The organism is Staphylococcus sp. M0911 (assembly GCF_003491325.1).
Lineage (GTDB): Bacteria > Bacillota > Bacilli > Staphylococcales > Staphylococcaceae > Staphylococcus > Staphylococcus warneri_A.
Genome location: NZ_CP022881.1, coordinates 2,360,771 through 2,379,033 on the forward strand (window position 1 = coordinate 2,360,771; position 18,263 = coordinate 2,379,033).

Annotated in this window: 25 protein-coding genes; 4 read left to right on the forward strand and 21 right to left on the reverse strand. The window is 31.0% G+C overall.

Going from position 1 to position 18,263, the window contains the following annotated elements:
• Positions 1–403: 403 nt before the first annotated feature.
• The 16 genes from ssp1_RS11445 to ssp1_RS11515 all read right to left on the reverse strand — a co-directional run bounded on the left by ssp1_RS11445 (position 404) and on the right by ssp1_RS11515 (position 11,632).
• The gene (locus tag ssp1_RS11445) at positions 404–673 is read right to left on the reverse strand and encodes a hypothetical protein (RefSeq protein WP_037552286.1); all 270 of its coding nucleotides are present in this window, start codon (positions 671–673) and stop codon (positions 404–406) included.
• A 2,397-nt stretch (positions 674–3,070) separates the two neighbouring features.
• Positions 3,071–3,631, reverse strand: a complete 561-nt coding sequence (locus tag ssp1_RS11450; protein ID WP_107536196.1) for a terminase small subunit — start codon at positions 3,629–3,631, stop codon at positions 3,071–3,073.
• A gap of 4 nt (positions 3,632–3,635) precedes the next feature.
• Positions 3,636–3,977, reverse strand: coding sequence for a helix-turn-helix domain-containing protein (locus ssp1_RS11455; protein WP_107536195.1), 342 nt, complete (start codon positions 3,975–3,977; stop codon positions 3,636–3,638).
• 2 nt (positions 3,978–3,979) lie between these two features.
• Positions 3,980–4,438, reverse strand: a complete 459-nt coding sequence (locus tag ssp1_RS11460) for a pathogenicity island protein (protein ID WP_107536194.1) — start codon at positions 4,436–4,438, stop codon at positions 3,980–3,982.
• 61 nt (positions 4,439–4,499) lie between these two features.
• The gene (locus tag ssp1_RS11465) at positions 4,500–5,150 is read right to left on the reverse strand and encodes a hypothetical protein (protein ID WP_107536193.1); all 651 of its coding nucleotides are present in this window, start codon (positions 5,148–5,150) and stop codon (positions 4,500–4,502) included.
• Positions 5,151–5,179: 29 nt separating this feature from the next.
• Positions 5,180–5,521 (reverse strand): pathogenicity island protein, encoded by a 342-nt coding sequence (locus ssp1_RS11470; RefSeq protein WP_107536192.1) that lies wholly within the window; start codon positions 5,519–5,521, stop codon positions 5,180–5,182.
• Positions 5,522–5,930: 409 nt separating this feature from the next.
• Positions 5,931–6,572, reverse strand: a complete 642-nt coding sequence (locus ssp1_RS11475; protein ID WP_107536191.1) for a pathogenicity island protein — start codon at positions 6,570–6,572, stop codon at positions 5,931–5,933.
• 4 nt (positions 6,573–6,576) lie between these two features.
• Positions 6,577–7,095: a hypothetical protein gene (locus tag ssp1_RS11480; RefSeq protein WP_107536190.1), complete on the reverse strand. Its 519-nt coding sequence runs from the start codon at positions 7,093–7,095 to the stop codon at positions 6,577–6,579.
• 311 nt (positions 7,096–7,406) lie between these two features.
• Positions 7,407–9,107 (reverse strand): DUF927 domain-containing protein, encoded by a 1,701-nt coding sequence (locus ssp1_RS11485; RefSeq protein ID WP_107536189.1) that lies wholly within the window; start codon positions 9,105–9,107, stop codon positions 7,407–7,409.
• 14 nt (positions 9,108–9,121) lie between these two features.
• The gene (locus tag ssp1_RS11490; RefSeq protein WP_107536188.1) at positions 9,122–9,994 is read right to left on the reverse strand and encodes a primase alpha helix C-terminal domain-containing protein; all 873 of its coding nucleotides are present in this window, start codon (positions 9,992–9,994) and stop codon (positions 9,122–9,124) included.
• Positions 9,995–10,084: 90 nt separating this feature from the next.
• Positions 10,085–10,390, reverse strand: coding sequence for a type II toxin-antitoxin system toxin TscT (tscT, locus tag ssp1_RS11495; protein ID WP_107536187.1), 306 nt, complete (start codon positions 10,388–10,390; stop codon positions 10,085–10,087).
• Complete coding sequence (locus ssp1_RS11500; protein ID WP_118828227.1) at positions 10,390–10,752, reverse strand: pathogenicity island protein; 363 nt, start codon at positions 10,750–10,752, stop codon at positions 10,390–10,392. The genes tscT and ssp1_RS11500 overlap by 1 nt, the downstream gene beginning before the upstream one ends.
• Position 10,753: 1 nt before the next feature.
• A complete protein-coding gene (gene tscA / locus ssp1_RS11505; protein WP_107536185.1) occupies positions 10,754–10,966 on the reverse strand; it encodes a type II toxin-antitoxin system antitoxin TscA in 213 nt (70 codons plus the stop codon).
• Between the two features lies 1 nt (position 10,967).
• Positions 10,968–11,123: a hypothetical protein gene (locus tag ssp1_RS11940; RefSeq protein ID WP_162886120.1), complete on the reverse strand. Its 156-nt coding sequence runs from the start codon at positions 11,121–11,123 to the stop codon at positions 10,968–10,970.
• 15 nt (positions 11,124–11,138) lie between these two features.
• Complete coding sequence (locus tag ssp1_RS11510) at positions 11,139–11,411, reverse strand: helix-turn-helix domain-containing protein (protein ID WP_107536184.1); 273 nt, start codon at positions 11,409–11,411, stop codon at positions 11,139–11,141.
• The gene (locus ssp1_RS11515) at positions 11,411–11,632 is read right to left on the reverse strand and encodes a helix-turn-helix transcriptional regulator (RefSeq protein ID WP_107536183.1); all 222 of its coding nucleotides are present in this window, start codon (positions 11,630–11,632) and stop codon (positions 11,411–11,413) included. Before ssp1_RS11515 ends, ssp1_RS11510 begins: the two co-directional genes overlap by 1 nt.
• A gap of 191 nt (positions 11,633–11,823) precedes the next feature.
• On the opposite strand from ssp1_RS11515, the gene ssp1_RS11520 reads away from it, so the two are divergent.
• Both ssp1_RS11520 and ssp1_RS11525 read left to right on the forward strand, forming a co-directional pair.
• On the forward strand, positions 11,824–12,747 hold the full coding sequence (locus ssp1_RS11520) for a helix-turn-helix domain-containing protein (protein ID WP_107560731.1): 924 nt from the start codon (positions 11,824–11,826) through the stop codon (positions 12,745–12,747).
• 8 nt (positions 12,748–12,755) lie between these two features.
• Positions 12,756–13,979, forward strand: a complete 1,224-nt coding sequence (locus tag ssp1_RS11525) for a tyrosine-type recombinase/integrase (protein WP_118828228.1) — start codon at positions 12,756–12,758, stop codon at positions 13,977–13,979.
• 226 nt (positions 13,980–14,205) lie between these two features.
• Here ssp1_RS11525 and rpsR read toward each other — a convergent pair whose 3' ends face one another.
• Genes rpsR through rpsF form a run of 3 tightly spaced genes read right to left on the reverse strand, consistent with a single transcriptional unit; the run spans position 14,206 to position 15,324 of the window.
• Positions 14,206–14,448: a 30S ribosomal protein S18 gene (rpsR, locus tag ssp1_RS11530; RefSeq protein ID WP_002451519.1), complete on the reverse strand. Its 243-nt coding sequence runs from the start codon at positions 14,446–14,448 to the stop codon at positions 14,206–14,208.
• A 42-nt stretch (positions 14,449–14,490) separates the two neighbouring features.
• Positions 14,491–15,006, reverse strand: coding sequence for a single-stranded DNA-binding protein (ssb, locus tag ssp1_RS11535; RefSeq protein ID WP_002451520.1), 516 nt, complete (start codon positions 15,004–15,006; stop codon positions 14,491–14,493).
• Between the two features lie 21 nt (positions 15,007–15,027).
• Entirely contained in the window at positions 15,028–15,324 is a 297-nt protein-coding gene (gene rpsF / locus ssp1_RS11540) for a 30S ribosomal protein S6 (RefSeq protein WP_002451521.1), read from the reverse strand.
• A gap of 375 nt (positions 15,325–15,699) precedes the next feature.
• On the opposite strand from rpsF, the gene ssp1_RS11545 reads away from it, so the two are divergent.
• Positions 15,700–16,521, forward strand: coding sequence for a GH25 family lysozyme (locus tag ssp1_RS11545; RefSeq protein WP_002451522.1), 822 nt, complete (start codon positions 15,700–15,702; stop codon positions 16,519–16,521).
• Positions 16,522–16,582: 61 nt separating this feature from the next.
• Entirely contained in the window at positions 16,583–16,774 is a 192-nt protein-coding gene (locus ssp1_RS11550) for a hypothetical protein (protein ID WP_002451523.1), read from the forward strand.
• 165 nt (positions 16,775–16,939) lie between these two features.
• Here the strand turns inward: ssp1_RS11550 and ychF are convergent, their stop codons facing one another.
• On the reverse strand, positions 16,940–18,037 hold the full coding sequence (ychF, locus tag ssp1_RS11555) for a redox-regulated ATPase YchF (RefSeq protein ID WP_002451524.1): 1,098 nt from the start codon (positions 18,035–18,037) through the stop codon (positions 16,940–16,942).
• 11 nt (positions 18,038–18,048) lie between these two features.
• Positions 18,049–18,252, reverse strand: coding sequence for a DUF951 domain-containing protein (locus ssp1_RS11560; RefSeq protein WP_002451525.1), 204 nt, complete (start codon positions 18,250–18,252; stop codon positions 18,049–18,051).
• Positions 18,253–18,263 lie beyond the last annotated feature (11 nt).

Here is an 18,263-nt window from a genome sequence, read left to right on the forward strand (position 1 = left end):
TTTCTAATTGCAATTCATTCAATAACGAATGCACAATAAACAAATGGGATGGTACCGACTTATTATTTTCTAAGAATATGAAAGGTTGTATCATCTTGAACGCAAATAAAAATAAATTTTTCATTTTTAAAATAGGCTTCGATTTATTAAGTGCGATATCTATTATTTTAATTCTGATCATTATTACACTCAATTTTTATATTAATGGTCATTTACATGGTCAATTTGAGATGGGTTTTCATGTTGAAAGCAATCAAATTTATCTACTTTCTTTTCTTATTATATTAATTATTTTAAGTAGTTTAACTTCATTTTTATTAGGTCGTTTTAATAACAACCATTAAGAAAAGCTATGGCACTGACATCAAATCAGTTTCAGCCATAGCTTTTCTTTATTCGTGATTTATTTTTCGTGTATAGAGCGCTCAGTTTCATCCTCTTCATCATCCTCTAAAAATAATGTATCAATGACTTCATAAGCTGTTAACAATAGTCCTAGCGTCACTGCAGTATTCGCAGAATGATTGTCAAAGAACTTTACAACGCTAATTTTTTCTAAAAAATGAAAAAAGGCATTATCAATACCGTAATCAAAGTTAAAATACGTAATTACTATACCAATTGCAAATGTAATCATTAAATTAATACATACACCTTTAATTACTTCATTCACTTTAGAATTGATTACCCATCACCCCGTAAAAATCAATAAATCATTATGTATACTTTAAGCTTAACAAAAATAACTAAGCAACTCCACACATGGAAAAATTCAAAGTCTTCAGATTCACATTATTTACATATTGAATATCCCTCATGAAGTTTTTGAAAACAAAAAAGAACCTCATAGGCTAAGCCTACAAGGTTCCGACAATAAACTATATATTATTGTTCTTCTTTTATATAAACATATTTTATAACATTTCACTCACTATCAAAATACCTATAAATAAAGGATTACAGCTATAAAGTCATCAAATTAATGTTCATACACTTGCCCTTTGTTTCAATATTATGCCCTTTTTTGCCCTTAAAATTATCAATAATCTTATCCATTTCATTGATACAAAATAATATATTCAACATTTTATTTTTATTCATTAAAGTACGTCTCAAACTTGAGATTCCGACGTATATTATTGTATAAAACCACTATCCAATTTTGGATTGTCCTCTAATAATCTTCAGGGCTCAATTTTGAGCTTTGTAGTAAAATATAGTAACTCAACTAGCATCTATATAGGTATATTAATGTACTTATAACAAGTTAGCTACACAAGCTCATTCCCCACTGCAACACAGAACATTTCTCAGCTTAAAAAACACTACACCTAAGAGATGTAGTGCTAAAAATATAAATAAACAAATCGGATACTTATATTATATCCAGTAATCTAAAATATAAACGTGGTATTTACTATATAAATTAAAATATCTGTTAAAATAAAAATATATATAAATTTTTAGTGAGGTGATAATGTATTGACCTTTGTCATAGTATGCCTATATATACTCTGTTTTATTTGTCTTTTACTATTCTCTTATTATCTATATATGTTATTTAAATTATCAGACCACAATCATAAAAGAACATACTCATTATGGACTATTTTATATGCAATATGTACGATGGTTATTATTGTGCTATTATTTAAGTTCAGTTGATTCAATCATTATAATTCTTATTCAATATACATAAAAACCACACTCAATTAAGAGTGTGGCGGTTAGATAACCTTTGAGCGTAAGCAATTACGGAGCTGGGGAGCTCCTAAGCTATTTTAACATAACTATCACTATCGCGCACAGATCTTTTTCATTCGTCTTTTCCATAGTGTTTTAGAAATACCAGAATTCATTTAAATTATTTCAAAAAAATGTACGAGACAACAACGTGCCTCGTACCAAAATGTATCAATATATAAACCAAGAAACTAAATTTATTAGCTAGCGTCCCTAAACATACAATACCAAAAAAATTATATTAAAACAAATAAAAAAGTGGTCATTCAAAGACCACTGAGTATAAACATAAACAAAGTAAAATTCATGTGATGTATCTATTCTAACAATAAAACAATTAGTTGTAAACAAAAACGACAGCCGCAAAACGACTGTCATCTTTAATAGTAAGGGTTGTTACTATAACTTATCGTTTTTTATGAGGTATAAACAAGAAGTAGTAATAGTTTAACATTTTCAATAGTAGAAAGAAAAAACTAACGATTTTTAGCTCGTTAGTCGGTTACGTACTTATACTTCTTTTGGGAGAAGTACGTTTATTATAACATATTTAAATATATAGTCAAAAAAGAGTAGCCGTGACGACTACTCTACTTCAAGTTCAAGTTCTCTAGGAAAGAACGTAACTATGTTAACATGAAAACTATATTAATACAACTAATAAAAAATTTTACATCACTCTAAATAAATCCTAAATATTTAACGATTTACCTGAAAATAATGTAACTAAAAATAATCATAAATTTATGCATTTCAAAAAGACAGCCACAATGGACTGCCTTGTTTCGATAAGCTTTAAAATGACACAACCCCAATGAGGTTGTTAATCTAAATATATCATAAAATCTGAAATATTCAACAAACTAAAGAAGAGTACTCAAAATTGAGCACTCTAAATGTAAAAAAGTTTTGGCTTTATGTTTGTTAATATATCAATTATTTTATATATTTTCCATAAAAAAGGGGCAGTCGCTAGGACTACCCTATTAATTAGAATTGAGATCTATTTTGGGATAAATCAATAAACTATACATAAGTGCAATTCCATATGAATCACTAGTACATTTATAACACAATATTTTATTATTGTAAATTATTGGATATAGTTGAGCTTGAAACGAAATTAATCTCTAACAAAAATAAGGCAGTCACTAGGACTACCCTGTAAATAAAATTAAAGCGAATACATACATTCGAGTGGATAAATGGGAATACATACATTCGAGTGGATAAATGGGAATGTAAACCCACTAATAAACTATACCAATTTTTTTACATTTTACGATACCCTATAATTCAAATTTAATATAAAATTAGATATTACTCATCAAAATCTCCCTATATCATCAATATGGAATGTAGCGTTTGGATATTGCTTTTCCAACTCTTTTAAATCTCGCTCATTATTCTCATCGTCTTGACCGATGCTATCAATAAATATTGGTGTTGCCACATTCATATCCACTTTATCAGTAAAGATACTGTGGTAACGACCAAGTAGATCACGGGCTTTCAAACGATCACTCACTTTTATAGGCACATCAACTAATTCCACATGCTCATTGTATACAAGATTCATACGTCCTGTATCTGGATTCTTTTCAAATGAACTCTTCTTAACCACTACTTCTTTCGTTTCCGTCTCGTCTCCAATAGCTGATTGTGTTAATAGATACAGTGTTTCCTTCGTAGATAAAATGGTATCGTCCATTATTTCATCTTTCTTACTTTTAATGTATTCGTCCACTTTCTCTTTGCGTAGTAACCTACTACCTGTTACGTGTGCGCTATTTGAGCTATAACCAGCATTTATAGCGCTTTGAGTAACGTTAAGTGTCTTAATATACTCATTCGCAAAACGCTCTTGTTTAGGCGTTAATTTGTCCATTGAATCACTCCTTATTATCTATAATTTTATTTAGTAAACCATCAAATAATTGTTGGACTCTGGATTGGGTAATTTCTAGTATTTGAGCTATATCATTAAATGTGCGTCCATTACATAGCAACATAAAAATATTGTATTCTCTAAAATCTGCAATACGATCAACCAGGATATCTAGGTCATTCATAAATATATGTTCATCTGCATTAATTGTTTGATATGAATATTCTTCTACATCATCATTTAACGTAAAGAAATCATTAACTGATACATACTTATAATCATCATCCACATTATTATGGTAGTTTAATATAAAGTCTTTCAGTGTCTCTTTATCACCAACAAACATAATCACACCACCATTGTCTGTTGTGGCTCACTAGTCTTTGTTAAAGGCGTATCATGGCTAATGTTATATAAATCTACCTGCAAACGTTCAATGAGCTCATGCGTCTTGATACGTCCATGCGATTGCATGTATCTAACCACTTTTTGTTGTTCTTCTTTGGTATAGGTATTGAGCACCTGCTTTAATAAATATAATCGGATGGCTGAATCATCTTTAAAACGTTTCAAATTACCTTTTGTTTCACTAATCCATATCACTAAATTATCAACTGGATAAGATACAGAAATAATACCCATAATCTGATCACATGTTGTAATGGAAGTACTTAAATGATACATCTCATCTATATGTGACTGTGCCGTTTTGATTTTAGAATTAATGTATTTAGGATTATATTTTGTTAATAACTCATATTCAGATATCTTTGATTGTTGATATGATTCATTAGTATGTTCCTGCACGATAATACCCCCAATAATATAGAATGAGCCTACCCAATTAAGGATAGGCGCTAGTTAGTTTTTATTTTGTCACACTTTTGATTGCATCAGCATATCGGTCATTAATCGTTTTGAAATCCACTGAACCATATTCATTTTCTGTTACAACCACACCACTGTTATCCATTCCCGTTTGATTAATTACGTTATAGTTATATTCAAGTTGAGCAAATTCATCATTACGCTCTGGATATAGAACATTTTGTTTCAATGTTTCAAAACTCATGGCTACTTTATTTTTTTCACTTTCAGTAAATCGCTTATTGATGACATCTTGGAGTAACTTCAATTCATATACCGTCGTATTAGTAGCATCAACATTTACAATCATTGCGATAACTTCAGTGTTATCAATTAAATCAATTTTAGCTGATAGATCTTGGCGCTTTAACATTTCTGATTGAGGATTGTTATAATCCTGTTGCGCTTGTTCAGTTAATGTATCTAGTTTATTTTTGATATCTTCCATCTTATTTATAGCAAACTGTTTAAAACTTTCAGTTAACGCCTCAACTTTTGGTTGTTGTTGCTTATCAATGACATCTGGACGATAGCCCTGTCTATACATTGTCTTAGTTTCAGTAAGTAGATCGTCTAAATCTCCTAATAGATTTCTATATTTCCTATCATCAAAGAATACACCCCATGTATTTTGCTTGGTTGTTGTCGTCATACTCTTATACCTCTTTCTTTTCAAATTTTTTATACTTTTATTTCTTCTAACGCTTTTAAGCGTGTCTGTGCGCCTAATACTTGGCGTTTAACACTATAGATAGCTTGTTGCTTATCTTCTTCACTTTTAATGATGTAGTAGCCTCTAGCATCTTTCTTATAGCTATAACCTACTGGATATTGATAGTTAATAATTAAGCTAGTAATAACTTGTGTAAGCCATCTATCATTGGCTTTATTTAGGGGATAACCCAGTTGATTCAATATCTTAGTCTTAGTTACATACTTTTCATTTGAGTTCTGAATAATATCATAAACTCTTAAATATTCGGTTGGTGGTTGAGCTACCTGTTTTTCTATCGTTTTTATCATGTCAAAACCTCTTATATATTAGTATTTGTTGTCCCCTAATTTTCAATGATTCTTACACATGATTTCTTTCGCTCTGAACTTTTTCTCCTTATCTCTATTATACTAAATTTACACTTAAAACGCAAACTTACGTTCTCCATTTTACTGATTTTAATTATTTCTTATCATTCAACTTAAACATTGATATAACAATATTTATAATGACATTCATATACTTTCACAAACTCTCTAATAAGAACAAATGTTCTGTTTAAGAGTGTAGTTTTGCCCCTTATGAATTTTTGAATACTTAGCTTTTTTTAGTTTTTAATCAAAGCCTAAATTTGAACTCTGCTATTTTTTCATACCTTCATAAAACCTTTCCTATTTTTATATAGGAGCCACACAACATATGTGACCCCTCTTAACACTACTTATTTAAACTATAATAAGTTGCTTTCAATTCACTTAACTTACGCTCTAACGCTTTGTAATCCTCTTGTGTAGCGTTCTCATCTTGCACAAATTCAGTTACCAACTTCAATCCCTCAACTAATTCTGTTGCTGGTTCATTAATCCCTGTTGCTAACTGGTATAACATTTCCATATTACCTATCACATCAGCATTACTAGACTGAATACCCTCAAGTTCTTCTACACCAAAATCTTTTTCCATATACTCGAACATATCAGTATTATTACTTTCTGCAAATGTTTCTAGGCCATACATGAAATAATCATTATCAAACATAAAACTAGCCATCATATCGCTGATAGTGTCATGTGTCCCATCTGGTATTTCATAACCTGCATAATGCCCCTCAATACTTCTTATAAGTCCTTCAGTGTGCTTAGGAGACGCTAATTCAAACGCTTTTCTAACATTACAATCTTTAATGTAGATATGGCCGTACAAATTACCTTCCATGACCACATACACCATATCAAACGGATCGTTATATATTTTGAATCCAAACGGTGTCTTTCTGCTACTTTCTAACAAACCTGTGTAATATCTTAATAACGTGCCTGCTCTTGTTTCAAATTGGTTTGCGATTATTTCAACGTTCATGTTGCTATACCTCTTTCCTCTTAATCATCAAATTTTCTTTCGCTCTTCCACGTTTACCGATGCTTTCAAAACCATATTTTTCAAAATATTTAGTATTAGAAATCGTTTCAGTCCATAAACAAACATCAACTTTCATAACGGAAGTTATTTCCAGAACTTCATTCATTAACTTATTGCCATATCCTTTTTTAAGTGAATTTAAATTGTCAATTTCAACTATCCAATAATCAGTAAAGTAGTCGATATATTTTGGATTAGGTTGTTTAATATTAAATGAAATAGCACTTTTAAAATCTCTAGTAAATAAATGTAGAGATCCACCGCTAATATATAAATAATATTTGTCTCGAAGTAGGAGCACTCTACTCAATATAGTTTTATGCATTTTTGTAGGTGCATACATTAATAAACTCATTAAAATTTTAATAATTTCATTTTGACTATCTTTAACATGTTTTCTAAACATCGTATTATTGCTTAACATTTTAAACTGTTGATACCCTTGTTCTGTAATTGTTGTCATTTTTTTACCTCCATATTGTATAAGTGGCGACTAGTACCCAACGAGTACCCACTATATTTATTTATTGGGGACTGCTTTAACCCTTGATATAACTCGGTTTATTAGAAATAGTCCCCATAGTCACCACTTTTATAAACAATAGTGGTTATATATTTAAATGCTCTTACTTTATTTTCAATTATTCATTTAATACACTATTAATTATTTGGGGACTTTGGGGACTAACTTGTTTAGAGTGTTGATACAATAACTTTTATCCAGTCCCCAATTATATTTTTTAATGGGGACTACTTGGAGACTTCGGGGACTTTTTAATTATATGGATTATGTGAATTAGAAAAATCAAATCCTAATTCTTTTACAATCTCATTTTTAATGGCATACCCTCTGTTTTTTTGAGAATTAAACCTAACTTCTTTTTGTATTCTGTCTTTACTAGTTATTAAATAGCCTTTTTTATCCCATTGGCCTGTAATTGTCTGCATTTCATGTCCTAATTTTTCGTGTACCGTTTGACCTAATATACACATATAATCATGTTTATATATTGCTTTGATATCACCATTTTTGACAGAACTATAACCATCACCAGCAATATTATTTCTATTAGCATCTAAATACTGAAGTAATTCCTCTAATAGCTGTTTAGGTTTATCTATCGTTTTATTATTTCTAACCATGCTGTCATAAGCTTGTTCAATGATTTTAAAATGATCGTGTTCAAATCCCTCAATATCATTTAGTATTTCGCCAGTAACTTGTAGCAATGCAAATGCACGCCCTAAACGTTGCATGATTTCATTGCTACCTTTTTGATTAAAGTATCGTTGATAGCTTTCAAATGCACTCTTATATGCCTCTTTTTTAGATTCATATTGCTTGATAAATGCTATGCCTAACGTCCCGTAGTTTTCTCGAAATGCCTTATCTAAAGTGGTGAAATCAAAGTTATCTGGGTATGGTTGATCCTGTAGCGTTACTACACGAGCAGATACACCAGCTTTCTCATCTGCCATGTTAGAAATTGACGCCTCACCTGTAGAAAGTAGTATATTTCTCCATTCTTTTTTAGCATTAAGTGTCAAATTGATATTACTTCTTGATTTACTTTCACCACTGGAGAAATTGTAAGTTGCATTTGCAACAAATTTAGGATTTGTATTACGTGTATCATCTTTAAACATTGGAAATGAATTTAAGAATGATGCCATTGCTTCAATACTGTTCTTCGTAGAACCCCATGTAGTAATAAGGTCACTTGTACCCCATACACTAGAAACCAAGTTAAGCGTGAACGTCTTACCTGTTGAAGTACTGCCCGAGATTTCTACAATAAAAGGCTGTAGTCCAAATTCACGCAACAATACTGAACCTAGTGACGCATATAGCATAACCATAACCATAGGCAAGTTCTTAATTTGGTTAAATACGTTTTTTGAATAACTTTCAAGCGTTCCTTTACTTTGGAACGAATCAATTAACTTTTGAAAACCTCTATCATTGTTAAACAACTTTATATTGCAGTTTTTCATTTCTTCTTGGTAGGGATAAATAAAATACCCTTTAACATGACCCAAACGAGTGGCCACATTAACATTTACTGGTGGATTATATCGTTTAGACTTATTGATATAATCAATCAACCTAGTTGAAGTGGTTGAAGTTACATCTAATTTCCGATTAACTAATTTCAATAATTGACGACTGTCAGATATTTCTTCGGCACTAACACCTAAATTCACTGGTAAATGATTATCATAAAAAAGCATATTAAAACTCACTTCATTGCTTTCAATATCTTCGAATCGTTCAGTGATTTGGGGAATTGTATTAGTGATAAATATTTTCTTATCTGGTTCACCATCTTTTTTACTAGGAATAATTTGATAAAGTGCCACACCATTTTGATGTTGTTCAATTTCATAACCTTTAGGAATAACTTCTTGAATAGCATCTTTTTCTTGCTTAACTTCTTCAATTTCGTGAAGAATATCATCTTTAGTTAGTTCCATATACTTCCCCCTTTCTATTTATTACGATGTTTCTTTAAAATAGACTGAAATGTAGCATTTATTTCACGTTCTTTTAGTGGAGGCTTACATGCATTTTGTCCCCATAACAAAGCATATGAGTATACAATGTATTCATTCACATGTCGGCTAAATAAATGTCCTATCAAACTAGCTAAAGAGTTATTACGATTGCCCTTTGCAACAGAAAAACTAATATCACGCCAATAAGCATCATCGCGCTTGTTAAAGTTAGTTGTAATTGGTTGATCTATTTGTTTTTTAGTTTCTTCCGACCAATTTTTTAATGTTTCAACCTTCAAAATGGGCGCATCGTTATATTTAAAGATGTAAATTGAATCGTTTGATTTCTTTACTGGTAAAGCCATCGCTCTGCTAGGTTGAAAACTCCCCTCATCTACTGGATGTCCTATTTTATTTACCAACACTTTTGTAAATTTACGGTAATCATCTGCATTGACACGCTCATTTAATGGCACATACAAGCGTATTCTAGGGCTTTCTGTTTGATGATTAAACGTAGTATGCCAAAACCACGCAACACCTTTTAAAGTGTCTGTAATTGCATCATGCAGTGGTCTCAACTTGGGTATGTCATCGTAGTCCAATACTAGAACATCACGATAAATCACATTGTCATTGTTACGGTATTTTTTATATTCTTTTCCATATTCATCCGTACCATCTTTTATATCGCCGTATACAGCGACACCACGAGCATATTTATTAGTATTATTTTGTGGTATTGATAACCTATTAACTAACTCACTCCATTTAGGTTGAGAGAAACTTTTAAATGAACGAGAATCTAGGTTGTTATACCAAATCACTGATATTTGGGTATCGTGTTCTAGCTTTATTTTGTTCAATTTATTCACCTCTGATGAAACAACAGAGCAATGATGTTATAATGAAAATATGTAATTTCTTAATTACTCTGTTGTTAGATTATTAAATTTCTATGCGTTATCTGTTTCTGTCGCCAAACATTCAACAGATGCGCATTTTTCTATTTCTTGAAACTTTTTAAGAATATGATCAAACTGTTGCGTATAGAGATGTAGCAAATCAAACATCTGATTGTCATGAATACGTCTCTCGTGGTAAGAAAACCCTTCTCTGATTAACTCATCTTTATTTAAAACATGATTTGTTTCATAAGGATAATGTTCATCAAAATGCCAACCGTGACTATCCTTTAAATCTTCAAATCTATCCTTTAATATCTCTAAATCGCTAAATAAATCTCTAATTTCCCAGTTCACTATTCTGCATCCTCCATATTCTCAACGAAACTTGTCATTTCTCCAATTGCTACTTTTAGATCTTCAATATCATCTTTAGTGATGAATTGATGAACATTTGAATCTTCATAATTAAAAGGGAAGTCCATCAAGGTTTCTGTTGCTCTTACAAGCTCTTTATAATTTCTGTAATCCATAATAATTTCTGATATCTCACTATCACTTAATCTAGGGTATTCACTTTTAATAATTGAAGCATCTCTACGATATTCTTTTTGTAATAGTTTACTCATTTTTTTAGTGCGTTTTTTACCATTTACCATATGATCGTAATTCAATTTGTTTTCCATATTTTTGTATTCCTGTTTAGTTAATTTATTCATCTTATTCATTCTCATCATTGATATTAAAATTTTTCTCTAACTCTTGTATTGCCCACTTCATTATTAATTCGAGATGTTTTTCTCGACTAATTTCCGAAACTACTTCTTGACCATCTTTAAATTCAGTATGCTCATAACTTTCAAAGTGATTATAAATACTTGTTTTAAGTTGATATTTAATGTGTTCTAATACTTCAAGTTGTTCTTGTTTCATCTTATTTATCTCCTTTATATTCGAATTGATTCGCTACTGGCATACTAAACACTTGAATCAAAAATGTGATTGCTAAACCATGTAAGAAATCTATTTTAACTGCATACAATGTACCAATAGCAGTCGCTAGTATTGAAAGTAAAATATATAACTTCATTTGCCTCACTCCTTTCTACATCCATTTTTTATGACGTTTTTTCATGTACTCTTCAAAACGCGAAATACTGATAACCGTCATTGTTGATGACAATGAATAATACAAATCATCAACACCTTTAGAATCTTTCTCCCACTCTTTTAAAATACGGTTTACTGAACTGTATGAAATACCGAAAATACTTGCTAACGTATTAGGTTTAGCAAACATAGGCTTTACCACTACTTGCTTTGGTTCAGTGATCGTATTTTCTTTTGTTGGTAAATCTTGCAACTTTGTTCTAGACATTATTTAACCTCCTTAACTTCAAATTCAAATTCAAAAATATCTTGAATTTCAACACCTAATGCATTAGCTACATCTTTTGCTTTTTGAGGACTTAAACCTTTCTTTCTAGTTACTACTGAACTCATATAAGTTCTAGAAATATTAACCTTATCTGAAAATTCTTTTATGGAATATCCGTTTAAGAATATTTCATTTTTTAACAAATTTTCCTTAGCTTTCACAAAATCACCTCTTAATCAAATTTAAATATTAAACTTAATTACAGACGATATACATTAGTTATAAAGCTTTTTAATTAAGTTGTATTTATAATTTAACTTAAGTTAAGTTTAAAGTCAATAATTATTTAACTTAAGAAATTAAAAATGCTATAATCTATGTATAAATTAAAAAGAAAGGTAGTTTTTACTTAATGTATGATTTAGGGACGTTTTTGAAGAATGAACGCTTAAACAAAAAGAAATCTGTAAAAGAAACAGCAGAAGAACTTAAAGTTAGTAGTTCTTATATATCAATGGTCGAAAACAACAAAACCTTTCCAAATAGCGATTACTTATATAACCTATCTTCTTATCTTTATGGTGGAGAAGAAACATATGACATATTAGTAGCAGAAAAATACATAATGTATTGTTTGATAGGCGGAATAAAAGTACAACCTTATCCATTCGTTAAATTTTTATTAACAGAGCGAGGTATGTTTGAAAATAATTCAATAGTAGCAAAACCGTACTATTCATTGAACTGGCTATTAAATCAGCATAACTCACCTATTACTTTTGGATTTAAAAATGATAACCATTTTTCATTTGACCTCGAAGAAATAGAGCCGATATCTGACTTCAATTTTTTTAACGGAGAACCTAAAGCTTTCATACAGTTAGATTCAAAAGACAAAAAATTTATATATGAACTTATAGAAAGTTACCTTAAAACTAAATATTCAAGTCTTATTGAGAATAGATTAAATCCAATTAAAAATGATGTTGATCTTATAATTGAAAAACTATTTGAAGATACTGATAATTCAAATATAGCTACACCTATTTTTACAATAGATGAATTAACTAAAACCAATAAACAAATTAATGTATTACACATAAGAAAAAATTGGAAAGTAGCTAATTACACTGATTTAGATTTCTTAATAACAAAAAAATCATTATTAGGAATCAAACCACAAAGTAATACAAGCAAGGAATTTGTAAAAATTGGTGAAATAGAATTTGATGAGACAAAAAACAACCTAACTAACTTTTCAATAAAATTTCCGGATAACTATCAAATAGATATAAAAAAAGAGGATAAAGAAATAATTTTTGAATATAAAAAGTAGGGATAAAAATGTGGCATGAGAAATTCACTAACAAGCATGGTGATGTACAATTTCGCTATTACGAGAAGTACAAAGATCCACTCACAAACAAATGGCGACGTGTTAGCGTGGTACTTAATAAGAATGGTAAACAGTCACAAAAAGAGGCTCAGAGACGCTTAAATGAGCGTATAGAGGCGAAGTTGAAAGATAAGACACCTACTACACTTAAGTCACTAACTTTCCATGCTGCATGTGATGAGTGGTTAGAGTATTATAAAAATCATTCTGGTTCAAAGGCTACAACAATCAAAGAAAAGATTAGCAATACAAACACAGTTAAAAATGCTATTGATAAAGAAGTGCTGATAAACAATATTACTCATAATTATTTACAAGATATTATTAATGAGTGGGCTAAATTACATAGTAAAGGACACGTTCAGTCTCTTGTTATTATCATTCGTTCTGTTTTCAAATATGCGTTTAAATATTACGATCTACAAGATATAAGTGTACTAGATAAAATAGATATTCCTAAAAAGGCTAAAACTAGGGACGAACTACAAGCTAAACGTAATAACTATTTAGAAGATAGTGAAATTAAAGAGTTATTGGATTGTTTCGACTATCTAATTAAGCATAAAAATCATTCATCTCGCAAACGTAACTACAACATGGTTAAAGCTATAGTACAGTTTCAAATCGCCAATGGCATGCGCATCGGCGAGCTACTTGCAATAAAGAGGGAAAATATAAACTATGAAGATAAAACGCTAGATATCGACGGTACAATTAATTGGGTAACTGATAAAGAGACGGGAGCATTCGGAGTAAAAGAGACGACTAAAACAAGTAAAAGCTATAGAACAATCGGACTCACTACCCAAAGTATTAACTTACTTAAAACACTTATTTTAGAAAACAAGAAAGAAAACCAGTGGAATGACAAATTTATTGATAGAGGGTATATATTCACAAATACAGCTGGTAGCCCTATCGACTTGAACAAAATAAACAACATTATCAAAGAGGCTACCGAAATTAGTTCCATTAAGAAGTCTGTAACGACGCACACCTTACGTCATGCCCACATTTCAACACTTGCTCAATTGGGGATTAACTTAAAAGCTATACAAGAGCGTGTAGGTCACTCAGACTATAAAACCACACTAGAGATATACACACATGTTACTGATCAGATGGCTAAAGATATGATGAATAAATTGGAACATATTAGTACTTATAGTTAACTGAATATAAAGCGAACTGTATTATATCTGATATAAGGTCACGAACACAGACCTGTAAAAAAACAATAAAATATCAAAATAAATACGCTTTAATATAGGCGTATTTTTTATGCCTAAATTTCCAAAACTTTCATATAATGCCCTTTTTCCGCCCTTTTTTTATATTTAAAAACACAAAAACAACCCCATAAGCCTATTCTTACGGGGTTTTACAATAAACTATATATTATTGTTCTTCTTTAACATATGGTAATAAAGCCATATGACGTGCACGTTTGATAGCAGCTGTCAACATACGTTGATATTTAGCTGAAGTACCAGTTACACGACGTGGTAAAATTTTACCGCGTTCTGAGATAAAACGTTTTAATAATTCAGTGTCTTTATAATCGATATGTGTAATACCATTTGCTGTGAAATAGCATACTTTTTTACGACGACGTCCGCCTCTTCTTGGTCCACCTGCCATGATTAACTGCCTCCTTTTAATTTTATTTTAATTAGTTATTTTTTAGAATGGTAAATCATCATCACTAATATCAATAGGTCCGTTCGCATTCGCAAATGGATTATCTGATTGATTTGAATTAGGTCTTGATGAATTGTTGTTATACGAAGTATTTTGTCCTGATTGTTGGCCACCGAATCCTTGACCATAGTCTTGGAATTCGTTGTTTTGTGAACGTTGGCCACCGCCATTTTGTGAATTCTTAGGTTCAAGGAATTGAACACTGTCACAAACGACTTCAGTAACAAAGATACGACGACCTTCTTGATTTTCATAACTACGTGACTGTATGCGACCATCAACGCCAGCTAAACTACCTTTAGATAAGTAGTTATTTACATTTTCTGCTTGTCTTCTAAAAACAACACAGTTAATGAAATCTGCTTCGCGTTCCCCTTGAGCATTCGTGAAAGTACGATTAACTGCTAGAGTAAATGTCGCTACACTTACGCCTGAGGGAGTGGTTCTGTATTCTGGATCTTTCGTTAAACGACCTACTAATACAACTCTATTTAACATTTAAACGCCCCCGTCAAATTATTACTTATCTTGGTCTTCACGGATAACGATGTAACGAATGATATCGTCATTGATTTTAGCTAAACGTTGGAATTCGTCAGTAGCTTTGTTGTTATCTGATTTAATACGTACGATGTTATAGAAACCTTCTTTGAAATCATTGATTTCATAAGCTAGGCGACGTTTACCCCAGTCTTTTTCTTCTAAAACTTCTGATCCTTCTGAAGCTAAGATACCATTAAAGCGTTCAACAACTGCTTTTTTCGCATCTTCTTCAATGTTTGGGCGTACGATGTACATAATTTCATATGTTCTCATTGTATATTTGCACCTCCTTGTGGTCTATACGGCTTATCATCATTTTGTGATAAGCAAGGAATAATTTTCATTACTCACAATCAAGAATTATAGCACAGAGTATTACTTTTTACAATCATATTTAAAATTATAATAAACGAAATGACAAACATATAGGCACTATGTCCTCTTTTTGATATTTACTCGATAGAGCACCTAATTTTAATATAATTTTTTCAACCAATTTTTATAAAAATCAATGTGAATATACATAATAAAATCGTTCTTTATATTGTGTAAGTCGTATCATTGTAAATAAAAATTAATTGTAATAACATCATCATTGCGTTTTCAATTTAATTGCGTTTAATTTTTTATAAATAAAGGAGAACTTTTATGTTAAAGAAACTATCTTACTCGATGTTTGCTGCAACAATGTTAACTACGATTTCAGGCATTAATTTATCATATGCAGATGAAAATTCAAATAATACAAACGATACTCAAAGTAAAAAAGGTACAATGGGCTACGGCTATCAACAATATATGAAAAAGCATCCTGAAAAAGCTAAAAACGATACTCAAAATCGATCTACTTTTTCAACTAAATCGCGCGCTGCAACAACTAATAGTGGTGAACGTGTACTTGATATTTCCGAATGGCAAGGTAACTTAACCGATGCTCAAGTAAAACAACTTAAGAAAAATTATGATTTTATCATTATTCGTGGACAATATGGTTCTGAATATGTCGATAAATGTTTAGAACACAATTCTGCCTTGTTAGATAAAAACAATATGAAATTTGGTGTTTATTCATATAGTATGTACGAAAATGCTGACGATGCTCGTTATGAAGCGAGAATGTTATACAATCGTGCGCCAAAAGCAGAATTTTATATCAACGATTATGAACAACAAACGGTTACTTCTGGCGATGCGAACACTGCTACAGTAGCTTGGGCTGATCAAATGAAAAAACTAGCTGGTAATAAGAAAGTATTATTCTATTCATACGAAAACTTTATGGTTAATAATGTGGCTAACGCAGTGAGTTCATATGACGGTTATTGGTTAGCTTCATATCAAGCTCAAGAGCCAACTCGAGAAAAAGTGTTATGGCAATATACAGATAGTTTCTATTCATCAGAACTTAATCAAAATGTAGATGCTAACTATGTTGATTCAAATGTAAGCACAAACTGGTTTACATCATAAATGTGTAAAAACACTTCACAAGTACGAACGTTTGTTCTATAATGGGTGTGAGGTGTTTAACATGAACTTAAATTTAGATTGGAATAAAGACTTTCAAGAATTTCAAGATATTTTAAATTGTGGTTTGCACCCTGAATGGTTATACAATGCCAAAGCTAATATGATTTTAGTACCTGCTTATACTGGTGAAGGCAAACAATTTTTTAGAACTACAGATATTCTTAAAGCAAGTGAGGTTATTCCTTTCTTTTAATATAATAATGTTGTATTTAAGCAATGTAGTCTTGTCACTTAGTAACTCCGACCATGTACTACATTGCTTTTTCTATCTTAATCTGCAATTTCTCCCATAAAAAAACTACTCTAGTTAATCTAGAGTAGTTAAAATCTAATTAATGATTGATACTGTTGATTATAATTAAACATTAAATCTAAAATGAACAATATCTCCATCTTGCATGATGTAGTCTTTACCTTCTAAACGTTGTCTACCTGCTTCTTTAGCACCATTTTCGCCACCATGTTCAACATAATCACTATAACTTGTAACCTCTGCACGGATAAAACCACGTTCAAAGTCTGTGTGGATAATTCCAGCACATTGTGGTGCTGTCATACCTTGTACGAATGTCCAAGCACGTACCTCTTGTACACCAGCAGTAAAGTATGTTGATAAACCTAATAAATCATACGTTGTACGAATCAAACGATCTAAACCTGGTTCTTCAATTCCTAAGTCTTCTAGGAACATTTCTTTATCTTCATCGTCTAATGTTGCAATTTCTTCTTCTATTTTTGCACTGATGACAATAACTTCAGAGTCTTCTTGAGCAGCATAGTCACGAATTGCTTTCACTTTATCGTTTTCTTCATCGCCAATTTCGTCTTCACCAACATTAGCAATATATAACATTTTTTTAGATGTTAACAATTGTGCTTGGTTAACCCATTTTTGATCTTCATCATTAAATTCGATACTACGTACGGGTTTACCTTCTTCCAATGTTTCTTTAATTTTAGATAAAATACGTAATTCCATTTCAGCAGTTTTATCTTTTTGGCGAGCCATTTTTTCAATCTTAGGCAAACGTTTTTCTACTGATTCTAAATCTGCTAATACTAACTCCATATTAATAACTTCAATATCATCTAGAGGATTAACTCGACCAGACACATGCGTTACATTTTCGTCATCAAATGCACGAACAACTTGGCAAATAGCATCGACTTCTCGAATATGTGATAAGAATTTATTACCTAAACCTTCACCTTTTGATGCACCTTTAACAATACCTGCAATATCAGTAAATTCGAATGTTGTTGGAATCGTCTTTTTGGGTTGAACCATTTCTTCTAGTTTTAACAAACGTGAATCCGGTACTTCTACGATTCCTACGTTTGGATCGATTGTTGCGAATGGGTAGTTAGCTGCTAAAGCCCCCGCTTTAGTAATTGCATTAAAAAGTGTAGACTTCCCTACGTTTGGTAAACCTACAATACCTGCTGTTAAAGCCATTAATCATTCTCCTAACTTTCTGTATCTTCATTGGATACTAAAATTTTCTTTAATTTTTTATTAAACGTCTGACGTGGAATCATAATACTACGTTGACAATTTTCACATTTAATTCTAATGTCAGCGCCCATTCTTATGATTTTAAAACGATTTGTCCCACATGCATGTTGTTTTTTCATTTCTACTATATCATTTATTCCGTAATTTGACGTCATGAAATTACCTC